This window comes from Ammoniphilus sp. CFH 90114 (assembly GCF_004123195.1).
In the GTDB taxonomy this organism is placed as follows: domain Bacteria; phylum Bacillota; class Bacilli; order Aneurinibacillales; family RAOX-1; genus YIM-78166.
In genome coordinates this window covers 183,010-203,389 of the sequence record NZ_SDLI01000004.1, presented here as the reverse complement: position 1 = coordinate 203,389, position 20,380 = coordinate 183,010, and the positions used below count along the sequence as shown (strand labels likewise).

Annotated in this window: 21 protein-coding genes, 1 pseudogene and 1 riboswitch; of the genes and pseudogenes, 17 read left to right on the top strand and 5 right to left on the bottom strand. The window is 42.7% G+C overall.

What is annotated here, in order from left to right; genetic code table 11:
* Nucleotides 1-2 precede the first annotated feature (2 nt).
* Nucleotides 3-902 (top strand): response regulator, encoded by a 900-nt coding sequence (locus EIZ39_RS11145; RefSeq protein ID WP_129200043.1) that lies wholly within the window; start codon nucleotides 3-5, stop codon nucleotides 900-902.
* A 117-nt stretch (nucleotides 903-1,019) separates the two neighbouring features.
* On the opposite strand, the pseudogene EIZ39_RS11140 reads toward EIZ39_RS11145, so the two are convergent.
* Nucleotides 1,020-1,226, bottom strand: a pseudogene (locus EIZ39_RS11140) (GyrI-like domain-containing protein); the annotation flags it as partial.
* A 412-nt stretch (nucleotides 1,227-1,638) separates the two neighbouring features.
* Nucleotides 1,639-2,184, bottom strand: a complete 546-nt coding sequence (locus EIZ39_RS11135) for a C40 family peptidase (protein ID WP_129200041.1) — start codon at nucleotides 2,182-2,184, stop codon at nucleotides 1,639-1,641.
* 6 nt (nucleotides 2,185-2,190) lie between these two features.
* Nucleotides 2,191-2,364: riboswitch (cyclic di-AMP (ydaO/yuaA leader) on the bottom strand.
* Nucleotides 2,365-2,547: 183 nt separating this feature from the next.
* Between EIZ39_RS11135 and EIZ39_RS11130 the strand changes: the two genes are divergently transcribed.
* The 11 genes from EIZ39_RS11130 to EIZ39_RS11080 all read left to right on the top strand — a co-directional run bounded on the left by EIZ39_RS11130 (nucleotide 2,548) and on the right by EIZ39_RS11080 (nucleotide 11,671).
* Nucleotides 2,548-2,790, top strand: a complete 243-nt coding sequence (locus EIZ39_RS11130; RefSeq protein ID WP_129200040.1) for a hydrogenase maturation nickel metallochaperone HypA/HybF — start codon at nucleotides 2,548-2,550, stop codon at nucleotides 2,788-2,790.
* Between the two features lie 6 nt (nucleotides 2,791-2,796).
* Nucleotides 2,797-3,498, top strand: coding sequence for a hydrogenase nickel incorporation protein HypB (hypB, locus tag EIZ39_RS11125; protein WP_129200039.1), 702 nt, complete (start codon nucleotides 2,797-2,799; stop codon nucleotides 3,496-3,498).
* Nucleotides 3,411-5,783, top strand: a complete 2,373-nt coding sequence (hypF, locus tag EIZ39_RS11120; protein WP_129200038.1) for a carbamoyltransferase HypF — start codon at nucleotides 3,411-3,413, stop codon at nucleotides 5,781-5,783. The genes hypB and hypF overlap by 88 nt, the downstream gene beginning before the upstream one ends.
* The gene (locus tag EIZ39_RS11115; protein WP_129200037.1) at nucleotides 5,752-5,976 is read left to right on the top strand and encodes a HypC/HybG/HupF family hydrogenase formation chaperone; all 225 of its coding nucleotides are present in this window, start codon (nucleotides 5,752-5,754) and stop codon (nucleotides 5,974-5,976) included. The genes hypF and EIZ39_RS11115 overlap by 32 nt, the downstream gene beginning before the upstream one ends.
* A complete protein-coding gene (gene hypD / locus EIZ39_RS11110; protein ID WP_129200036.1) occupies nucleotides 5,973-7,079 on the top strand; it encodes a hydrogenase formation protein HypD in 1,107 nt (368 codons plus the stop codon). Before EIZ39_RS11115 ends, hypD begins: the two co-directional genes overlap by 4 nt.
* Nucleotides 7,076-8,074, top strand: a complete 999-nt coding sequence (hypE, locus tag EIZ39_RS11105; RefSeq protein ID WP_129200035.1) for a hydrogenase expression/formation protein HypE — start codon at nucleotides 7,076-7,078, stop codon at nucleotides 8,072-8,074. The genes hypD and hypE overlap by 4 nt, the downstream gene beginning before the upstream one ends.
* A 19-nt stretch (nucleotides 8,075-8,093) precedes the next feature.
* Complete coding sequence (locus EIZ39_RS11100; protein WP_129200034.1) at nucleotides 8,094-8,351, top strand: hypothetical protein; 258 nt, start codon at nucleotides 8,094-8,096, stop codon at nucleotides 8,349-8,351.
* A gap of 69 nt (nucleotides 8,352-8,420) precedes the next feature.
* Nucleotides 8,421-8,921: a cytochrome b5 domain-containing protein gene (locus tag EIZ39_RS11095; RefSeq protein ID WP_129200033.1), complete on the top strand. Its 501-nt coding sequence runs from the start codon at nucleotides 8,421-8,423 to the stop codon at nucleotides 8,919-8,921.
* A complete protein-coding gene (locus EIZ39_RS11090) occupies nucleotides 8,922-9,812 on the top strand; it encodes a hydrogenase small subunit (protein WP_129200032.1) in 891 nt (296 codons plus the stop codon). It begins immediately after the preceding gene.
* A 3-nt stretch (nucleotides 9,813-9,815) separates the two neighbouring features.
* Complete coding sequence (locus EIZ39_RS11085; RefSeq protein ID WP_129200031.1) at nucleotides 9,816-11,225, top strand: nickel-dependent hydrogenase large subunit; 1,410 nt, start codon at nucleotides 9,816-9,818, stop codon at nucleotides 11,223-11,225.
* Complete coding sequence (locus tag EIZ39_RS11080) at nucleotides 11,222-11,671, top strand: hydrogenase maturation protease (protein WP_129200030.1); 450 nt, start codon at nucleotides 11,222-11,224, stop codon at nucleotides 11,669-11,671. Before EIZ39_RS11085 ends, EIZ39_RS11080 begins: the two co-directional genes overlap by 4 nt.
* 80 nt (nucleotides 11,672-11,751) lie before the next feature.
* On the opposite strand, the gene EIZ39_RS27070 is transcribed toward EIZ39_RS11080, so the two are convergent.
* Entirely contained in the window at nucleotides 11,752-12,288 is a 537-nt protein-coding gene (locus tag EIZ39_RS27070; RefSeq protein WP_205668541.1) for a CueP family metal-binding protein, read from the bottom strand.
* A gap of 273 nt (nucleotides 12,289-12,561) precedes the next feature.
* On the opposite strand from EIZ39_RS27070, the gene EIZ39_RS11065 reads away from it, so the two are divergent.
* From EIZ39_RS11065 to EIZ39_RS11045, 5 genes are all read left to right on the top strand, one after another.
* The gene (locus EIZ39_RS11065) at nucleotides 12,562-14,496 is read left to right on the top strand and encodes a CoA-disulfide reductase (RefSeq protein ID WP_129200027.1); all 1,935 of its coding nucleotides are present in this window, start codon (nucleotides 12,562-12,564) and stop codon (nucleotides 14,494-14,496) included.
* Between the two features lie 155 nt (nucleotides 14,497-14,651).
* A complete protein-coding gene (locus tag EIZ39_RS11060; RefSeq protein WP_129200026.1) occupies nucleotides 14,652-15,671 on the top strand; it encodes a 4Fe-4S dicluster domain-containing protein in 1,020 nt (339 codons plus the stop codon).
* The gene (locus EIZ39_RS11055) at nucleotides 15,664-16,344 is read left to right on the top strand and encodes a formate dehydrogenase subunit gamma (protein ID WP_129200266.1); all 681 of its coding nucleotides are present in this window, start codon (nucleotides 15,664-15,666) and stop codon (nucleotides 16,342-16,344) included. Before EIZ39_RS11060 ends, EIZ39_RS11055 begins: the two co-directional genes overlap by 8 nt.
* A 58-nt stretch (nucleotides 16,345-16,402) precedes the next feature.
* On the top strand, nucleotides 16,403-17,191 hold the full coding sequence (locus EIZ39_RS11050; RefSeq protein ID WP_129200025.1) for a class I SAM-dependent methyltransferase: 789 nt from the start codon (nucleotides 16,403-16,405) through the stop codon (nucleotides 17,189-17,191).
* A 306-nt stretch (nucleotides 17,192-17,497) separates the two neighbouring features.
* A complete protein-coding gene (locus EIZ39_RS11045) occupies nucleotides 17,498-18,919 on the top strand; it encodes a hypothetical protein (RefSeq protein ID WP_129200024.1) in 1,422 nt (473 codons plus the stop codon).
* Between the two features lie 173 nt (nucleotides 18,920-19,092).
* On the opposite strand, the gene EIZ39_RS11040 is transcribed toward EIZ39_RS11045, so the two are convergent.
* Complete coding sequence (locus tag EIZ39_RS11040; protein WP_129200023.1) at nucleotides 19,093-19,830, bottom strand: YheC/YheD family protein; 738 nt, start codon at nucleotides 19,828-19,830, stop codon at nucleotides 19,093-19,095.
* Nucleotides 19,820-20,224 (bottom strand): aspartate 1-decarboxylase, encoded by a 405-nt coding sequence (gene panD, locus EIZ39_RS11035; RefSeq protein ID WP_129200022.1) that lies wholly within the window; start codon nucleotides 20,222-20,224, stop codon nucleotides 19,820-19,822. The genes EIZ39_RS11040 and panD overlap by 11 nt, the downstream gene beginning before the upstream one ends.
* Between the last annotated feature and the right edge of the window lie 156 nt (nucleotides 20,225-20,380).

Below are 20,380 nucleotides of genomic sequence, written 5' to 3'. Positions count from 1 at the left end.
TAATGGACGCTCGTATTCTGATTGTTGATGATGATCCGGTGTGTCGCAGGATGCTTACCCAGATTATAGAGGACCATGACATAGGCGTTGTAATCGGAACAGTTGAAGATGGGTCAAAGGCCTTAAGAATGGTGAAAGAAGAAAATCCGGACATTGTTCTGATGGATCTTCTCATGCCTGAACTTGACGGGATAGAAACCATGAAGGAACTAAGGGATAGGAATTACGAGGGAAAAGTCGTCATGCTGTCTCAAGTTGTTAATAAGGATATGGTGGGTGAAGCGTATCAAATGGGGGTGGAATTCTACATTCACAAGCCGATTAATAAGATTGAGGTTTTAAACGTAATGAATAAAGTGAAAGAATATGTACACCTCCAACGTTCATTATGGACAATTAAAAATTCGCTGAATGGATTAGATCATTTCCAGCCTAAGCGCATCGTCAGTGCCAAGACTCATTCAATACGTGAAGTCGTGGTTTCCTTATTAAGCGACTTGGGAATCGTAGGGGAGAGCGGCAGTGAGGAGATCATTAGCATAATGGAGTACCTCGTGCAAACGAAGTGTTCAAACTTTCCTCCTTTAAAAGAATTATACGAATCGCTAGCAACCAGATCCAAAGCCGAACCCTCAGAGGTCATTCGGGAAGGCAAGGCCATCGAGCAGCGACTTCGCCGGGTGGTTTTGGCTTCTTTGAATCATCTTGCATCGCTCGGGTTGACTGACTATGCTCACCCAAAATTTGAACATTACGCTGTCCGTTACTTTGATTTTCACGATGTCAGACTCGAAATGATGAAAATTGAAAAATCAGAAGAACGAGGGAAAAGCAAGGTCAACATTAAGAAGTTCTTGCATGTTTTGTATCTAGATACGTTAGATAAGTTAGTGGAACAATAGACCGACCGTTGAACGTCAATCGAATAACAGTAGAATATTCTAGGATGGTCCCTAGGTGTCGGTTTTACCGACCTTTAGGGACACCCTCAAATTTTTTTATTTTTTAACAATGGGAATTCATATCTCACACTGATAATCCTCTGCGGTAGTATCTCCTGCTGGATACACCTCAAGTTCGGGTCTGCCGCTATGTTGGTAGCCTGTAGAAGGGAACCATTCTTGAAAGATATTTGACCAGACTTGTTGTATAGCCCCTGGCATGGGTCCGATGGAGGTAAATACAGCCCAGGTAGCAGCCGGGATCGTCCTAAGCGTAAATTCCTCTTCATCAGCCACTCCACACTCGTCATCTCCTTTAATCATTATCCTATCATGGACGAACCATGTATTCCGGTTATTCTGTGCGATCATAAGACCGGTATTACTGACTATACTCTATCAAAAGAGGGTAGATGTGAATATAGAAAGATACATGGTGGTTAGTTAGGGGTTGAGATAAGCGGAGGAATTCCGCTTATTTCTAGAAAAGGCACGAAATTAGGCTAAATAGAGGAAATATTTCCTGTTATTTGCAAGTATCATACTTATTTTGTGGCATCCAGCGAGCTTAGCGGAAAAATTTCCGCTTATCTAGGGCATTTTTAGCAATCTTTGGCTAATAACGGAAGTTTCTCCGCTAATTCCACGTAAGAAAGCCCGCACAACAAGATCGTGTGCAGGCTCTAATAGCTCTTTTCTATTGAGTGGCGCTTCCACCAAAGATAAAGCGATGCTCCCAATGCCTTCCGGAGATACTATCAATTCTCACTCCACCTGATTGGTTTGAATAGGTGTGTAAGATCTTACCGTTGCCTAGATAGATAGCAACATGAGTAATTCTTTGATTAAACTTGTTTAAACCGGCATAGGAAGAAGCATTGACTCCTCTATAAGACATAAAGAACATGAGGTCTCCTGGCTTTAGATTTTGCCACTTGGTAGATGTTTTACCTAAATTCCTTACATGTTCAGCTTGGGTTCTTGAATTACTAGGAATTCGAATCCCCACATCTAAGTAGGCGCGTCGGGTGAAGTCGGAGCAATCGAAGGTTCTCTTGCTTGTGCGGTCAGAACCAAACTCATAAGGTGTACCTATATATTTCATTCCTGCTTGTATAATCTTTTGCCCCGTTGTGGCTTGAGTTTGGAAGGTTTGTGCGCTAGCTTGTCCAGCGAAAGACAATACGATGCTAGAGCTTGTGATCGTCATCGCCGCCACTAGTAAAGCAAGTGGTCTCTTCATTACATATGCCTCCTTTTTGTTTGCCTACGAGGTTAGTTGTCGGGTTCGGATTGAAGGATGACAACCCTACGCAATGCGATGCTGCGATTAACCCCAAAATCAAGCGAGTAACGCCCGATTTAGAAAAGATATCCCCCGCACTTCATTAAAAAAATGGTGAAGTTTCGGCTATAAAAAGGGTAGCATACTGTCTATGGTATGTTAATGTAAGGATATTGGGTATGTTGTTTTTATTAACCATTCTCATTGTTCAGCTATTAAATAAGGGCTTGATCACCAATCTTCTAGGTGTGAAAGCTCTTTTATTGATTTTTTATGTTTAGGATTGTCGTATAGTTTCCTTTGTCGGGAATATACATAACTATGCATGAATTCAGTTTAGCGAGTGGCATTGTAACCATTGTCGAGGAGATGGCACTAAAAGAGGGTTGGAATAGAATTGAAAATGTAAAATTGGTTGTGGGCTCTAGTCGGATGGTTCATGTGGAGTCTTTACAGTTCGCTTTTAGTCTTTTGATAAAGGAATCCATGTTGAATGGTGCGTCTCTAGAAATAGAAGAAAGGATAGGATATGACTTCTATATTGACTATATGGAAGGAGAATAGCAGGAGATGAAAAAGGTCGCCATCCAAAGGGATGTCTTATGGGATAACAAACTCAAGGCAGACGAAAATCGAGAGAAATTTAATCAATATTCTATCTTAACCATCAACCTAATGAGTTCACCTGGTTCTGGGAAAACGACATTTCTTGAGAGAACGATAGAAAGTCTTCAAGATAAGTTGAGAATAGGTGTAATAGAAGGAGACGTAGCGACTTCGCTTGATGCGGAAAGAATTGCATCCCTTGGGACGAAGGTTATTCAGATTAATACCCATGGTGCATGTCACCTCAATTCCAACATGATTGGTTCTGTTTTACCTCACTTTCAACTTCAGGAGCTAGACTGTCTCCTCATTGAAAATGTAGGAAATTTAGTCTGCCCAGCCGAGTTTGATCTAGGAGAACATCTTCGTATTACGATTTTGAGTACAACAGAAGGGACAGATAAAGTCCTGAAGTATCCTACCGTATTTCAGTGTGCGGATGTGGTGATTCTCAATAAAATAGATCTTCTTCCCTATGTTCCTTTTCATCTTGAGTCCTTCTGCCAAACCCTAAGAGAAATGAATCCTAAAGTACAACTTTTTCTCGTATCGGCATTGAGGGGGGAGGGAATGGATACATGGATCAATTGGCTCGTGGATCGACAAGTACAGTTCATGAAAAAGAACGAAGAAGAGTGGAGGTCAGCGGAATCGTACAAGGAGTAGGTTTCCGTCCCTTTGTTTTTCGATTGGCCCATGCTTATCATTTGAAAGGATACGTGCGAAATGATACCGGAGCGGTCACAATAGAAGTAGAGGGCTGGACACATCAGCTTGATCAATTTATGCAATCCTTGCAATACGAAACAAAAGAGCCAGCTCGTATTGATACCTTAAGTCATGTGACTTTAGCTCCTGTCGGATATCAGCAGTTTAGTATTTGTGAAAGCAAGCAAGGTGGGTTAGCGTTCCCTCCATTTCCAGCCGATCTAGCGGTTTGCCAGTCTTGCTTATCGGAGATTCTGAATCCCCAGCATCGATTATTCCACTATCCCTTTACCAGCTGCACTCATTGTGGTCCCCGATATTCTATCATTCATCATCTTCCCTATGATCGAAAAGATACAACGATGCATGCATTTAAGCTCTGTCCTTCCTGTGAACGGGACTATACAGATCCTAATGAACGACGCTTTCATGCTCAAACTTTATGCTGCCCGGATTGTGGTCCCCTTGTACAAGTGAGGATCTATGAGCATACACCCATAGAAGGAGACTGGATAAGGATTGCTCAACAATCTCTCTTACGTGGAGAGATTATGGCTGTAAAAGGCATAGGTGGCTTTCACCTCCTTTGCGATGCGACACAACCTGAGGCTATCAAAAAATTGAGGGTACGAAAACATCGAGTTCGCAAGCCTTTTGCCCTTATGGTGAGGAATCTTGCAACCTTAGAGAAGTATTTTGTGATTAACATGACGGAGCGAAATCTCCTGCAAGACCGAAGGGCTTCTATTGTTCTGCTCAGACCCAAACCTTTGTTGAGAAAGTACCTTGATGTTTCGATTCTAGCTGATGGCTATGCTCGTATAGGAGTAATGCTTCCTTATACGCCATTACATACCTTATTGTTTTCAACTTCTTTATCTTTTCTTATTGCGACCAGTGGCAATTTGCATGGGCAAACCATTGTAAGAACCAATAAAGAAGCATTTCATCACCTACGAGGGATGGCTGATCTCTTTGTAGTCCATTCTAGAGAAATCAAAATTCGAGTGGAGGATTCCGTATGTCAAGTTATAGATAATCAGGTACAAGTCCTTCGTCGCTCACGGGGCTATGTACCAGAAGCTATTAAGATACCAAAACCTAAGGAAATGACGGAAGAACTAGTAATACTGGCGGCTGGCGCGGAGAAGAAAAATACTTTTTGTATCATCAAAGGCGACCAAGCAATAATGAGCCAACACATGGGAGATCTAGATACCAAGGAACAAATGGAAGTATGGAAAGAAGGCGTTCATCATATGCTTCAGCTTTTGGGCACGAATCCTTCGATCACGGCCTACGATCCACATCCACGTTACCAAATAACCCAAGAATTTCGCGAAGCCAATCAGGGGAAAACTTGTTTTCCTGTGTATCATCATCACGCCCACATGGCCGCTTGTATGGCAGAACATGGGTTGGAACATCCAGTCATCGGGTGTATTTTGGATGGAACAGGGTATGGAAGAGATGGGGGCTTATGGGGATTCGAAATCTTGACAGGGGACTATGTGGATTTTCAGCGGATCTGTTCCTTACAGGAATTACCCCTGCCTGGTGGGGAAGCGGCTATACGGCAACCATGGATTCAAGCGGTTTCTCTCTTTTACGAAGGTATGCAGGATTTTGATAGCACGAAGTGTTGGGCGGAACAGCAATTCCCGATGTTCAAAGAGAAGCTTTCCCTCGTATTAGCTCAATTACAAGGCAAGGTAACAACGTTACGCACAACGAGTGCGGGACGATTGTTTGATGGAGTTTCTGCGATGCTCGGCATATGCCTTCAGAGTTCTTATGAAGGGGAGGCTGCCATTTTACTAGGAGAAAAAGCCGAAAACTCGATCCACACCAAGGGAGACGAAGGGTATTATTCTTTTGAGTTAAAGGAAAGACAGTTGTTCATTCGCTCGATAGTTAGAGAAGTTCTGATAGACATCGATAAGAGGACCCCTCATGCTACGATTGCCCGAAAATTTCATCATACGGTGGCACACATGGTGTGTGCGGGAGCGAAGCTGGCCCGAGAAGAAAAGGGTTATCCTGACGTTGTTTTGAGTGGTGGGGTCTGGCATAATCGATATCTCCTTTCTTATACAAAGGGTTTACTAGAACAGGAAGGGTTTAAGGTCTATATCCCTCAGGTTGTTCCCGCAGGAGATGGTGGGATTGCCCTGGGGCAAGCGGTTTGCGCGTTATGGAGGTGGCAGCGAGATGTGTCTATCGGTACCCGCCAAGATTCTTGAAGTAGATGTGATTCGCCTGCGGGCAAAGGTGGAATATTTTGGCACGCAAATGGTAGTGGGCATTGCATTACTCGAACAAGTAGAACCTGATCAATACGTTCTCGTTCATGCGGGAGAGGCTATTCAGGTGATTGATGAAGAACAGGCCCAAGAGACACTTGAGCTATGGAAGGGATGGATTGCAGAAGGATGAAGGTACAATCTTATCGAGACCCCACCTTATTCTCCCAGCTTCTCGAGAAGGCGATTCCCCTCCTTTTGGAAGTGAGGGAGTCCTTAGGAAGAAAGATACGCATGATGGAAGTGTGTGGAACACATACGGTTTCTTTTTCCAAAACAGGGGTGCGTGAGCTCCTCTCGGATTTTGTGGAGCTGATGAGTGGTCCGGGTTGCCCTGTCTGTGTTACAGATCAAACGGATTTAGACCGGATGATTTCATTAGGCCAGCAAAAAGGAACGATGATTGCCACCTATGGGGACATGATGAAGGTTCCAGGTACTCATTCTACACTCGTTCAAGAAAGAGCGAACGGCGTGGATGTACGAATGGTGAACAGTGCAACTCAGGCACTAGAACTAGCCATTGAGCATCCTCATCATGAAGTTGTTTTTCTTGGTGTTGGGTTTGAGACGACCGCCCCAAGTGCGGCGCTAGCGATTCAAAGAGCATCACGTGAAAACATCCGGAATTTCTCGGTCTATTCCGCTCATAAATGTACTCCGCCTGCACTAGAGGCTCTTATTCAAGCGAAGCATGAAATTGATGGATTTCTTCTACCGGGACATGTTTCGGTCATCATTGGTCGAAAAGGGTGGAGTTTCTTGGAACGATACAATCAACCGGCAGTCATTGGAGGATTTGAACCGCTTGATCTACTTGCCTCCACGTATATCTTGGTAAAAGAAATGAGAAAACCGAGAAGGCAGGTAGTTAATCACTATCGGCGAATGGTGAAAGAGGACGGAAATGAGCGAGCACAGCAAGTTCTAGGCGAGGTTTTTCAGCCCGTGAGTTCACAATGGCGGGGATTTGGAATGTTACCGGACAGCGGTTTGGAGTTAAAGCCCTTCTATAGGGATCAAGATGCGAAATTCCGTTTTTCCTGGGAGGCACCGAGAAGTCGTAGTGTTAGAGGTTGTCGTTGCGGTGAGGTGATTACAGGGAAGCTTACCCCATTGTCCTGCGGGCTTTTTGCAAAAACTTGTACTCCTGAGAAGCCCCTGGGTCCCTGCATGGTATCTTCGGAAGGGACGTGTTCTACCTATTACTTCTATGAACGAGGGGGGAAACCATGAAGATCTTGTTGTCCCACGGCGACGGGGGAAAATTGACTCACGAGCTCGTGAAAAATATTTTTCATCGTGCGTTCCACAATGACCACTTGCAGGAAGAGGGAGATGCAGCCGCTCTCACGTTAGCGTCGGGAAATATTATGGTAAGCACGGACAGCTATGTTATTTCTCCTATGCATTTTCCAGGAGGAAACATCGGAAAGCTTGCGATCACCGGGACGATGAATGATCTGGCCGTGAGTGGGGCGATTCCTCAGTACATAACCGCAGGATTTATATTAGAAGAGGGCTTGGACATGGAGGAGCTAAGGGGAATTGTGCAATCCATGGCGCATACAGCTCAACAAGCGGGAGTAAGATTGGTAGCAGGGGATACCAAGGTCGTGGAAAGAGGAAAAGGAGATGGCCTATACATTAACACGACAGGAATCGGAATCAACCGTCATCCTGGTCGGTTAGCTTATTCTTGTATTCAGCCAGGTGACCGGATCTTGATTAATGGTGCGATAGCCGAGCATACGATAGCTGTCCTAAGTGCGCGTGCGGGTCTCGAATTTTCTCCACCTATTTTGAGTGATTGTGCGTCCCTTCATTCCATGATTCAGTCCTTACTTGACCAATTTCATAGTATTCGGTTTATGCGTGATCCCACCAGAGGGGGAGTAGCGACAACCCTTCAGGAAATTGCGTTGAAGACATCCTTAGATCTGGAGCTCTACGAAGAGCACTTGCCGGTTACCGACCAGGTTCGAGGGGCTGTGGAAATCCTAGGGCTTGATCCCCTCTATCTGGCGAATGAAGGGAAGGTGATCTTGATCGTGGGTGAACAGGAAGCCGATGCTGTGATCAAGTGGATGAGAGAAAAGTTTGATCAACAACTCGCCGGGGTAATTGGAAGGGTTCGCAAGGGGCAAGGGAAGGTCTGGCTTAAAACGGCCTTTGGCGGAACCAGAAGAATCGAGATGCTATCTGGCGCCCCTCTACCAAGGATTTGTTAACACGAAAGGAGGAGTTGACATGTGTCAATCGACAACATCAATAGGTGAAGTGGCAACGGGTATAAAACAGCTTCAACAGTTTGTTAATCTCATTGAGCATTCTACTCGCGAATGGAAACAAGAGCTAGAGGAGAAGGGCATCTCAACATGGAGCGCGCAACTAATGGAAGCGACTGAAAAAGCAGCCGAACTGCAGCAAACCTTAGAAATAATCCAAGAACAGATGAAAAGTAACCTAAAGACAAAGCCAGAGATTACGATTCACCTGTTTAAGTAATGGATACACCTGACCTTCACTGACAGAATAGGATAGCCCATCAATGAATCCGTGGAGGCGATAAGAAAAATGAGTCAAAATAAAGAAGTTATACAAAGACAGATTCAAATTGCATTTTCGGAAGTTCAATACCTTATTCGATTACTTTATTCGACAACGGATTACCATACTAAAAATCTAATTTTAAATCAGCTCTGGAATAAAGTATCCCTTCTTCATTTTCTGTTTACTTTATCAGATCAGCCAACACAAACCCTACCGGTTACTCCCACGTTGCCCCAGCCATCCCATCAAGCATTAACCGCACCAAGCACTCAGACTCAGGCAACCACTCAGAGTCTTCCTGCCATAACGAGGGATCAACTATCTGAGAACAATGGACGAAACGGAAAACCAGCTTATGTTGCTGTGAATGGAACGGTCTATGATGTAACCAATAATAAGGCCTGGTCCGCCGCTTCCCACTTCGGTTTGTCTGCTGGAAAAGATTTAACCGCAGAATTTGCCTCCTGTCATGCCGGACAGCAGTGGATCTTGAATACATTAAAGCCGGTGGGGAGGTTGGCTTAAGTGAATGAAGACTATATCTTGCCCCCGGAATCGGTCAGTCCTGAAGCTGTAACTCATCGGCTAAGAGAAGAAGTAAGGGAACAAATTCAGCAAGGGCAATGGAAGAGGAAAAAACTGGTCTGGTTAGAGCTAACAGGCTGTTCGGGAAATATTATTTCGTTGTTGAATGGCTTTCATCCTAACTTTGAACACGCCATCACAGAAATGGTAGATCTCGTGTATAGCAACAGTTTAATGGCTGCAGAAGGGGAAAAGGCTACTCAACAATTGATGGATCTGTTGGACGAGGAATTTATCTTGGCGGTGGAAGGAGCCGTAGCCCTCAAAAACAACGGTCTTTACAATGTGATTGGAAGTTGGCAAGGACAGCCTTTGACTGCATTAAAGGCGGCAGAATTACTAGGAGATAGGGCCACTCACGTAATTGCAGTTGGTGCTTGTGCGGTTGACGGAGGCCCATCCGCCGCCAAACCGAACCCTGCTCAATGTGTGGGAGTACCGGATGTAGTAAAACGTTCGATGATTAAGTTGCCAGGTTGCCCTTGTCATCCTGATTGGTTCTTAGGTACGCTATCTCATCTATTGATGTATGGAGAGCCTCCGTTAGATGCCATGGATCGGCCCTTAATGTTCTATGGCACAACCATTCATGACCGTTGCCCGCGGCTTCATTTTTTCCATAAGGGGATATTTGCTAAAACGTTGGAAGAGAACACTTGTTTATTCAAGCTAGGATGTCGTGGACCTGTAACCCGCGTAGACTGTCCGACGCGACAGTGGAATGGCGGGGTCAATTGGCCAATCGGGGTGAGCACTTGTATAGGCTGTTCACAATTTGGTTTTCCTGATCAGATGAGCCCTTTTGTATCTTATGACATTACTAGGGAGTAGAGAATGAAAAAACGGATTGTGATTAATCCCTTAACAAGGATTAGCGGATTTTTGGAGATTGATGTTCAAGTTGAGAATCATGTGATTACGAGTGCAAAAACTAAAGGAAACATGTTTCGTGGATTTGAGCAGATGATGGTGGGAAGAAATCCATACGATGCGATTTATCTTACCCAAAGAATCTGCGGTATTTGTTCTACAGCACACTCCGTAGGGTCATCTTTGGCCTTAGAAGATGCCATGCTAGTCAAGGTGAGTGAAGAAGGACGATATCTAAGGGATATTATTCACGGTTGTGAGTTTTTACAAAATCATCTGCGGCATTTTTATCAGTATACGGTTCCGGATTATGCCATACTGCCGGAGGTCAGCCAAATCTACCATACGGACTATCGTGATTTCCGTTTGCCGAAAAAGGTCAATGATGAGCTCGTAGCGCATTATTTTGAAGCCTTGCCAATGAGTCGTCTGGCTCATCAAATGCTAGCCGTCATGGGAGGTAAGGCTCCCCATAACCATGGGATCTTTGTTGGAGGAGTGGCTACCCCTCCAACAGCAGACCAAATTATTCAGATGAAGTCGATATTGCAATCCTTATCGGCTTTTATAGAAACGAAGGCCATCCCCGATGTGTATACCATTGCGAAGTACTATGATGATTACTACCAGATTGGAAAAGGTCCTGGCCACCTCATGAGCTTTGGTGTATTTCATCAATATAAAAGCCTGGGGACCCTATATGTAGACCCGTTAATATATCAGAACGGTGAGATCAGGCCCTTTAAGGAGAAAAACATTACAGAGAGTATCGAGCGATCTTGGTACGATGGGAAGAAGGAATACGCTCCGCTGGAAGAAATGTCAGAACCCAATATGGATAAACCAAGGGCTTATTCCTGGGTCAAAGCTCCACGCTATAATGGACACCCCTTCGAAGTGGGGCCCTTGGCCAGACTATGGTTAAGTGGTAAATATCAAAGAGGAATTTCCACAATGGACCGAACCATTGCTCGCGTTCTCGAGTTGAAAGTGGTCGCTGATGTTCTAAGAGTTTTACTCAACCAAATCCACCCGAATATTTCCTTGCAAAAAGAATGGGAGTTGCCTGAACAGGCCATAGGGGCCGGATTAGTCGATACGACGAGAGGGGCATTAGGACATTGGCTGAAAATGGAGAACCGAATCCTCACGTTTTATCAGATCATTACCCCTTCTGCATGGGACTTTTCACCACAGGATGCTCACGGTGTTCATGGAACAGCGGAACAAGCTTTAATCGGGACGACGATCCAAGATCTTAACCAACCGATTGAGATTGGCAGGATATTACGTTCGTTTGACCCTTGTATGTCTTGTGCTACTCACGTTTATTCTCCAGGATTAGATCCTTTCACCATACAGGTGTTCGGATGAAAATTCTTGTCTTAGGATTAGGGAATCGGTTGATGAAAGATGATGGCATAGGGGTCGAACTGGTGGAAGCCTTGCTGAACGAGAAGTACATGGATAAAGAAATAGAATATGCAGTAGGAGAAACAGACCTTAATTACTGTCTAGATGTGATTGAGAACAGGCAGTATATTATTGTGATTGATGCTGTCATGATGGGGAAACAGCCAGGGGAAGCCTCGGTACTCCCTCTATCTGAACTTGTACGAAGTAAACCGGGCCTATCCATGCACCATTTACACTTTCTTGACTTACTACATCAGTTCGGAGAGCGAAAGCAAGGAATGCTAATTGGGATAGAACCGTTTGAATTGGATTTCCATTTAGGATTAAGTAAAGGGTTGAAGGAACAGTTTAAACGCATACTAAACGACGTTATGTCCATTCTCAATCAGTATAAAAGCAACTAGGAAAAAAGACCATAGTCCGGGATGAGGCATACTCCAATATGAGGCCCTAAAAAAAAGAAACAGCACCTAAGGTGCTGTTTCTACATCAATTGCATAGTTGTAATACAGGTGGGGTCACCCTCAAAAGTAGAAATCTCTGATTCCACTATTTTTCCACCGTGTTCAATCTTGGTTCGGTAGGTATTATCGCGCGGCAGCCATAAATCGATGAATCCATTCGGGTGTGATTTTACCGTTTCGTCTAGTATCACATTACCTTCTGCGTCTTCAATGTAAACTTTAAACTCTTCACTTACTAATTCGCCTTGACAACCTGTCAGGCTATGATTCGTTCAAGGATGGGTTTGACTAACATAAGGTGCAATAGAAACAAAAAACTCGTCTTCTGGTAAATCATAAACAGACTTACTTCCTTTACTATCGGTGACAGTTAATTGGTGGGACGTGATGGAGGCAGACTCAGCTTTTTGGTTGCCAACACTGTAATCATGCACCAATTCTTTCATGTTTTTTGTTTCCTTTATAGTTAAAGAGCTACTATCACTCGAACTTCCTCCAGTACAACCCGTTAAGACAAGCGTTGCCAATAAAGCGACGGAAAAGAACTTTAATTTCATGTAGATCCACCACCCTTATCTCTCTATTCTTTTACATACATTATACTCATTTGTTCATTATGAATGTTGGCTTTCCTAGATTCGTCACATTATCTTCATTTTTTTTTGAAAGCTAAACCAGTGGTTGAATGAAAAGGGAAACAAATATACATATACCTGTACATGTGTGAGTTTTTTCACATACTATCGGCGAGTTCTCTTTTATACTTAACCCATGAAAACAACTAAATCCAAAGAAACATAAAAATAAAACAACCAAAGGTGGGAGAAACCATGAAGAAAATTATGATCGTTGGTGGTGTAGCAGGTGGAGCAACAACGGCAGCTCGTTTACGAAGACTTGATGAAACATCACAAATCATACTATTTGAACGTGGAGAGTTCATTTCTTTTGCTAATTGTGGACTTCCTTATTATATTGGGGAAACGATCAAAGAACGAAATAAGCTCTTAGTGCAGACGGTAGAAGGAATGAGTGAGAAATTCAACTTGGATATTCGAAACCTATCGGAAGTTCAGCGCATCAATCGGGATAAAAAAACCGTGGAAGTCAAAAATCTAGCTACTCAAGAGGTTTATGAAGAAGGGTATGATGTGTTGGTATTGTCGCCTGGAGCCAGTCCGATCGTTCCTCCCATTCCAGGTATCGAGGAGGCAAAGCATGTCTTTACTCTTCGAAACATTCCAGATACGGATCGAATTAAAGCACATGTAGATGAACAAAAGCCAAGGCAAGCCGTTGTGATTGGTGGTGGATTTATCGGTTTGGAAATGGCTGAAAATCTAGTCGATCGGGGTATTCATGTTACTCTTGTAGAAATGGCCAATCAGGTCATGGCACCGTTGGACTATGAGATGGCGGCTATCCTTCATACGCACTTGAAGGATAAGGGTGTAAACTTGATTTTACAGGATGGAGTTCAATCCTTTAGTTATGAAGGAAAGCGAATCATCCTTTCAAGCGGAACTGAAGTTGAAACCGATATGACCATATTATCCATTGGAGTGAAACCGGAGAACAAACTAGCGGTCGAGGCTGGGTTGCAGGTCGGAGAGCGTGGTGGAATCCGAGTCAACGAATACCTTCAGACGAGCGATGAGAGCATTTATGCGATTGGGGATGCCATTGAAGTAGTGGATTTCATCACAAAACAGCCAGCCATGATCCCACTTGCGGGTCCTGCTAATCGTCAAGGAAGAATTGTGGCTAACAATATTTATGATAGAAAACAAAAGTATGCAGGTACGATGGGAACTTCCGTTGTCAAAGTATTTGACTATACAGCAGCATCTACAGGTAATAATGAAAAGAATTTAAAAAGACTAGGGATAGCCTATGAAGTTGTTCATATTCACCCAGGTTCCCATGCTGGATATTATCCGGGTTCCCATCCCATCGCTTTAAAATTGATCTTTGACCCCAAGGAGGGTTTCATTCTAGGGGCGCAAGCGGTTGGAGTGGACGGTGCGGATAAGCGTATGGATGTGATCGCTACAGCTATTAAAGCTGGGATGACGGTCTTTGATTTGGCCGACTTGGAGCTTGCTTACGCTCCCCCTTATTCTTCCGCGAAAGATCCTGTCAATATGGCTGGCTTTGTCGCTTCCAACATGATTGAAGATGGAATGAAAACCGTACAATGGCATGAAATTGATCAAGTTATTCAAGACGGAGGAATGTTGGTTGATGTTCGTGAGCCGATTGAACGGAATTTTGGATTTATTGAAGGATCTATCAATATTCCCTTAGGTGAAATTCGTAAACGTTTGGAGCAACTACCGAAGGATCAGACGATCTATGTTTCCTGCCAAGTAGGGTTAAGAGGATATTTAGCCGCTCGGATTCTAAGGGAGAACGGAATTACTGTAAAAAACCTAGATGGCGGATGGAAAACGTACTCAGCCGTATATGGACAGAATGCAAGTCCTCAAGTTGAGGTTGATGATTCTGGGATTGCAAAGGAAGTATCTCAATATGATACTCCTATTCATCGAACGATTAATGCTTGTGGGCTTTCATGTCCTGGTCCTGTATTGGCCGTCAATAAGAATATGAAAGAAATGAAGAAGGGTGAAGTTCTAGAAATTTGTGCTACGGACCGGGGATTTATCCAGGACGTCGAAGCGTGGTGCAAGAAAACGGGTAATACCTTGCTAACCTTAGACACCACTGAAACAGGAATTAAAGCATATATCAGGAAAGGGTAGGAGTATTTTGATTCAGGGTTCTGCTACCCACTAAGTGTGCGATATCAGTGCCGACCTTTGTGAAGGTCGGTTTTTTTATTATCTTTTTCATGAAGTGATAAAATTCACAGCATATATATACATGTATAGGTATTATGGGGAAGGAGGGATGATAAATGAGTAATAATATTTCAAGAAGAACGTTTCTAAAGAGAACGGCAGCATCTAGTGCCATTGGAGCAGTTGCCGTTAGTGGGCTAAAGACTGTGGTGTCAGCAAAAAACATAGAAGATCAAAGAATGGGAACGGTTATAGACTTGACGGTATGCGACGGTTGTAGAGATGAACCTGTCCCGTTATGCGTTTCTGCTTGTAGTAAGAAAAATGCTGCTCGATTTCCAGAACCTCAGCAACCTATCAAGCCTTATTGGCCTCAAAAAAAGTACGAAGATTGGTCTGATCAAAGAGAGGTAACAGATCGATTAACTCCCTATAATTTGACTTTTGTAGACCGCGTAGAAGTAGAGCATGAGGGTCGCAAAGAAGAAGTTTTTGTTCCACGCAGGTGCATGCATTGTGATGAACCAACTTGTATGAAGTTATGTCCTTTTGCCGCTATTGAAAAATCTTCTTCTGGAGCCGTAACAATAGACGATGAGATTTGTATGGGAGGAGCAAAGTGCCGGGATGCATGTCCTTGGGATATACCACAGCGTCAAGCGGGAGTTGGCCTCTATATGAAATTGCTTCCTGAACTAGCAGGCGGAGGTGTTATGTACAAATGCGATTTTTGTGCGGATCTGCTAGAAAAAGGAATGGAACCAGCCTGTGTCACCTCGTGTCCAAAGCAAGCCATTATATTGGGGTCAAAAGAAGAAATGAAAGCATTAGCTTATGAAAGGGCTAAAGAAGTTGGTGGCTATGTATACGGGGATAAACAAAACGGTGGAACGGCTACGTTCTATGTTTCTAAGGTACCGTTCGAGAAGATTGATCAAGCGATTCGTCAAGATAAGTTGACAACGAAGGACCAGTTGCCAGGGAGACCCGGCATGAGTATCGATATTGAGAACAAACTGGATACATTTGACGGAATGATGATGAGTGCTTTGATTGCTCCTATTGCTGGAGCAGCGGCGGCGGGAATTGCAGCCTATAGGACAATGAAAGGAGAGAAAAAGGGTGAGTATGAATAAGAAAGAAAAAATAAAAAGGCATAGTTTTTCCAATCGCTTCGTCCACTGGTTTGCCGCTCTTTCCATTTTTACTTTGATTATATCCGGTATAGGTCAACTTCCATTCTATAAGAGATACAACGTAACGAAGCTTCCGTACAGCGAATGGTTAGGGGATTACTTTAGCACCCTGTATTTACATTATCTAGGGGCAATATTACTATTGTTTGTAGTTGTTTATCATATCGTATTCCATGTGTTAAGAAGAGAGTATGACATCGTTCCACGAAGAGGAGATCTAAAGGAATCCTATCAAATTATTAAAGCCATGATTACAAGAGGAAAAGAACCACCGTCTGATAAATATTTAGCCGAACAGCGCCTAGCTTATGTATTCATAGGGTTAAGTATATTGGTATTGGTAGTCACTGGGATCATCAAAATAATAAAAAATATGTCAGGCTTAAACATACCATTTGAAGTAATTGCCTGGTCCACTCATCTTCATAACTTAGCGACTGTAACCTTGATTGTTGGAATTTTGGGTCACTTAGCCGCCTTTATCGTGAAGGAGAATAGACACCTCATTCCGGGTATGTTTTCAGGGTATGTAGATGCCGATTATATTAAGAAGCGACACTCCATATGGTATTCAAAATTGTTAAAGAAAGATAAAAACGGACTAAGTGATTAGTATGTTCTTCTCATGTTGGAGATATCCTATAGCTATGTAAAAAAGAAGGTGAGACACAGTGACTGAAAATCAGAAAATCATTGAAGCTTTTACGAAGAGTTTGCCAGACTATCTTCGAGATGTAGAAACCACTTCAGGGAAGCTCTTTTATACCATCACCTGGAATCAGATTGCCGAGCATTTAGCTCAGAATAAAACATTAAATATCTTGGATATAGGCTGTGGCTTCGGTTTAACATCGATATGGTTAGCTGAACAAGGACATCTTGTTACGGGTGTTGATATGACACCAGACATGATTCGTGTTGCTGAGCAAAAAGCGAAAGAAAAGAAACAAGAAATTACCTTTCTGCAAGGCCAGCTAGAAAACATAGATGATCTATTGGAAGGTAAAACATATGATTGGATCTTATGTCACAATGTGCTAGGGTATTTAGATCGTCCTACTGACGCATTGGGGAAACTTTACTCTTTGCTTAATCCTGGAGGATATATATCGATTATTACACATAACCCAGCTGGAAAAGTTCTAAAAAAAGCGATTGTGGAAATGGATCTATTCGCTGCTAAAGAAATGATGAACAGAGAAAAAGAATACAATCCTTTAATTGGGGCGTATGTACATCAATATTCATTGACAACCTTTCTTACGTGGTTTGAACAATTAAGTTTAAAGCTTGTAGAGCATTATGGTGTACGCTGCGTGTTTGACTATACAACTACAGAAATTCAAGATAACCCCAAAATATTTCAAGATTTGCTTGAACTAGAGCTACAGTTAGGACAAAGTGGTCCGTACAAAGACATTGCCTTCTTTTATCACTTTATTCTTCAAAAGAAAGTCTAGTACATCGACGGAAGGCTTGCTCTGTCCGAATACGAGCCTCATTTGAAATCCCAAAGTTGATCGCAGAATTTTGTCATCCGTGTCAAGATATCCTGTCAATCTCTCCGAGAGGCTCCTATTGTAGTATTGGGCAGAATAACTGAACGAGTTGGTTAATATGTCCCATTCTTTCCCCAGATGAGCAGTATTCCTACATAGAAGCAGTAATTCCTTTTATTAAGTAGTATTTTTTCTTAAACTCGAGTTTGAATGGTAGAATCTGGATAAATTAGTCCTAACGACAAAATAATCCAAGGTGAAAAAACGATGAAAACATTAACGCCATCGGGCATCCTTCAAAAGATGTTTTCAATTTCCTTTATTTTATTCTCGAGTTGGCTGCTCTTGCGCTTTATTTCTTATCACAGGTTGTTTAGGGATGGGTTACTCGAGTTTTCTTTGGTCTTGATTCTTTTTTTAGTTCCCTTTTTCATTCAAACTCGGTTGAATCACCAGAAATATCTTGTATTTTTAATCGTTTTAGCTTCCGTTTTTGTCCGAATGATATGGTGTTTCCTTGTCCAAACCCAGCCTATGAGTGATTTCTTGACCTTTTGGGAAAAAGCTTATTTTGTAGCTCAAGGTCTTTCCTCTATTTTTGAAAGCAAGGCTCCAGCATCGATCTTGTATTATAGCATGATGCGAAGGTTGGTCGATGGGGTTTGGCTGGCCTATGTGGCTAATTCCGCCTTGGCGGGACTTCAAGTATGGCTAGTTTACCGAATAGTGTGGATGCTTACGCGCAACGAGAAAAGCTGGGTGGCTTCGTATCTCTATGCTTTTTACCCAGGTGGGATCAGTTTTACCTCTGTGATCAGTTCAGAAGTGTTAATGATGACGTTCATCTTGTTGACGGTCTATTTCTTTTTTTCCATTATGTATGAAACGGACTCATTGATTGTATTGAAACTGATTTTGTGCGGTTTATGCTGTGGGGTCGCCTATTTATCGAGGAATGTTTCAATTCTTTATCTTTTGATCATGGGCAGTGTTTTGTGGATGATTCCCAAGCCCAAGTTTACGATGTCTAAGCGTATGATCATGAGTGTAATGATTACCTTTTCTTTTGCCGTTACGGTTTTCCCGCAGGTCGTTTGGAATTATGAGAAATACGGGATGATTTCGATCACCAGTAATCCGTGGGGAGATATCGTTCTGCTTTTTGGAACAAGCCAAGCGACAAACGGCACTTATAATAAGGCGGAAGTGATGAACTTGTATCAAGAGGGGAAAAGGGCAGGAGAATCACTGGACCATCTGGCGATCATGCAAAAAGCTAAAGAAGAAGCCATTTCTAGAATTCTGCTAGAGCCAAGGCGCTTCCTTCATTTCGCATTAGGGGAAAAATTCGATCGAATGTGGGCAAACGATCATCTGTTGAGTTGGTCAACGAAGGAGTCTCAGTTGTTTAGGGAGGGAAAGCACAGCACCTTATTCGACTTTCTTCATAGGGCTCATAATGCTTATTATTTTTATCTTTGGTGTTTTGCCTTTGTGGGCGTCATCCTTACCCTCCGGTCGAATCATTGGGGCATGATCCTGATGACGGGATTTATTCTCATTACGTTTGTTTTCCATCTATTTTATGAAGTTCAGCCGCGTTACCATCTTCCGGTCATGCCGTTTGTCTGCATTCTGGCGAGTACCTGTTACCGCAGCGGATCGCTTCGATTAGTTAAAGAGCAATGAGGAGTCTGGGTAGAGAATACGCTAAACAGATTATTTTTGGAAACAATGTTGTAATCGCACCAGGGTGAAAAAAAAGATTGAGATATAATCTTACTATGACAACTAATCCCCACTACTTTATAGAAGTGGGGATTTTATTGCTTTTAGAAATAGGAAGTGTCTATAGGGACTATTCAGTAACGTTTTAATCGATAGTTCTTAATCTTCCTGTAAATCGATTTATCCTTTAATCTTAAAAATAATGATATAATCGGAGTAAAGTTCGCCTCTATTATCCACACCTTGCCATTTGGATCGACTCCCAGATCCAACCCCACCGTATCAATTCGATAATACTTTTGCAGTTGTTTTGCAACTTTTAGAGAAATCGAATCCATTTGGCTCTGGATTTGACTGGATGATTTTCCTCGTAAATTGGATTGTCTTATCGCTGAGGATAAAGGAATGACTCTCCCTCTACTGCGTGCGACGTTGGTGACAATATAGCCAGCGCCTGCTATTTTTGCTAATTTACCCGTAATGATCCAATCTGAATTCTTATTTCTTTGGATCATCACACGAGCATCAAAAGGCATCCTTCCAACTTTCGCCAAGGTTATTTTCTGTTGCACGATATAGGGACTTCCATTTGTGCTGTTCCGAATAAAGGAATAGGCGGATTGAAGTCCTTTGACCATTTTAATGGTTTTTTCAAATTGAATCTTGTATTTTCCATTGTTTAGGGAAGAAACTGACATGACGCCAACGCCGCCTGATCCGATGGATGGTTTGACAATGACATCTCGGTATTTTTTTAGCAGGGATATAAAATTGTCTTTAGATAGGGATCTAGTTTGAGGAAGGGCGGAATTTAAAGAAGAGGATTTTGCCATCAGGTTATGTTTGTTCAGTTTGCTTCGACTATAAGCCACTCCAATTCACTTCCCCGTCTTCAGTAAACAACGGGTGATCCTCATAATGTGTGATCTGATTTTTGTTATCAACAAAAACGACTTTGGGAACAAGTTTTTTTACTTCCTCTTCATCGAAGAGTCCCATGCTTAAGATAATTACAAGATCTCCAGGCTCAAATAGATGAGCAGGAGGACCGTTTAAACAAATCTTCCCCGATCCTTCTTGAGCCGGTATGGCGTAGGTTTTCCAGCGTGTTGCGTTTCGCAGACTGGTTACTTGTACCATCTCGTATGGATGAATATTGGCCATTTTCATTAAAAGAGCATCAATGGTAATGCTCCCGACATAATCTAGACTCGCTTCCGTAACGGTTGCTCGATGAATTTTCCCCTTGCACATGAGCCTATTCATTTCTTAGGAATCGCCTCATTTCTGTCCATATGTTCATTATTCTCTACAACAGACTATGTAAAAGAGGCAAAAATGAATGTTCATGAGCTGAAGTTTGTATAATTTAGGCTAACTATCACACTTTTCAGACTCCTTCATAATCTAGTAAAAGCTAAT

Coding starts and splice junctions, on each gene's coding strand:
- EIZ39_RS11145 (WP_129200043.1), top strand. CDS start 3: ATGGACGCTCGTATTCTGATTGTTGATGATGATCCGGTGTGTCGCAGG.
- EIZ39_RS11135 (WP_129200041.1), bottom strand. CDS start 2,184: ATGAAGAGACCACTTGCTTTACTAGTGGCGGCGATGACGATCACAAGC.
- EIZ39_RS11130 (WP_129200040.1), top strand. CDS start 2,548: ATGCATGAATTCAGTTTAGCGAGTGGCATTGTAACCATTGTCGAGGAG.
- hypB (WP_129200039.1), top strand. CDS start 2,797: ATGAAAAAGGTCGCCATCCAAAGGGATGTCTTATGGGATAACAAACTC.
- hypF (WP_129200038.1), top strand. CDS start 3,411: ATGGATCAATTGGCTCGTGGATCGACAAGTACAGTTCATGAAAAAGAA.
- EIZ39_RS11115 (WP_129200037.1), top strand. CDS start 5,752: ATGTGTCTATCGGTACCCGCCAAGATTCTTGAAGTAGATGTGATTCGC.
- hypD (WP_129200036.1), top strand. CDS start 5,973: ATGAAGGTACAATCTTATCGAGACCCCACCTTATTCTCCCAGCTTCTC.
- hypE (WP_129200035.1), top strand. CDS start 7,076: ATGAAGATCTTGTTGTCCCACGGCGACGGGGGAAAATTGACTCACGAG.
- EIZ39_RS11100 (WP_129200034.1), top strand. CDS start 8,094: ATGTGTCAATCGACAACATCAATAGGTGAAGTGGCAACGGGTATAAAA.
- EIZ39_RS11095 (WP_129200033.1), top strand. CDS start 8,421: ATGAGTCAAAATAAAGAAGTTATACAAAGACAGATTCAAATTGCATTT.
- EIZ39_RS11085 (WP_129200031.1), top strand. CDS start 9,816: ATGAAAAAACGGATTGTGATTAATCCCTTAACAAGGATTAGCGGATTT.
- EIZ39_RS11080 (WP_129200030.1), top strand. CDS start 11,222: ATGAAAATTCTTGTCTTAGGATTAGGGAATCGGTTGATGAAAGATGAT.
- EIZ39_RS11065 (WP_129200027.1), top strand. CDS start 12,562: ATGAAGAAAATTATGATCGTTGGTGGTGTAGCAGGTGGAGCAACAACG.
- EIZ39_RS11060 (WP_129200026.1), top strand. CDS start 14,652: ATGAGTAATAATATTTCAAGAAGAACGTTTCTAAAGAGAACGGCAGCA.
- EIZ39_RS11055 (WP_129200266.1), top strand. CDS start 15,664: ATGAATAAGAAAGAAAAAATAAAAAGGCATAGTTTTTCCAATCGCTTC.
- EIZ39_RS11045 (WP_129200024.1), top strand. CDS start 17,498: ATGAAAACATTAACGCCATCGGGCATCCTTCAAAAGATGTTTTCAATT.
- panD (WP_129200022.1), bottom strand. CDS start 20,224: ATGAATAGGCTCATGTGCAAGGGGAAAATTCATCGAGCAACCGTTACG.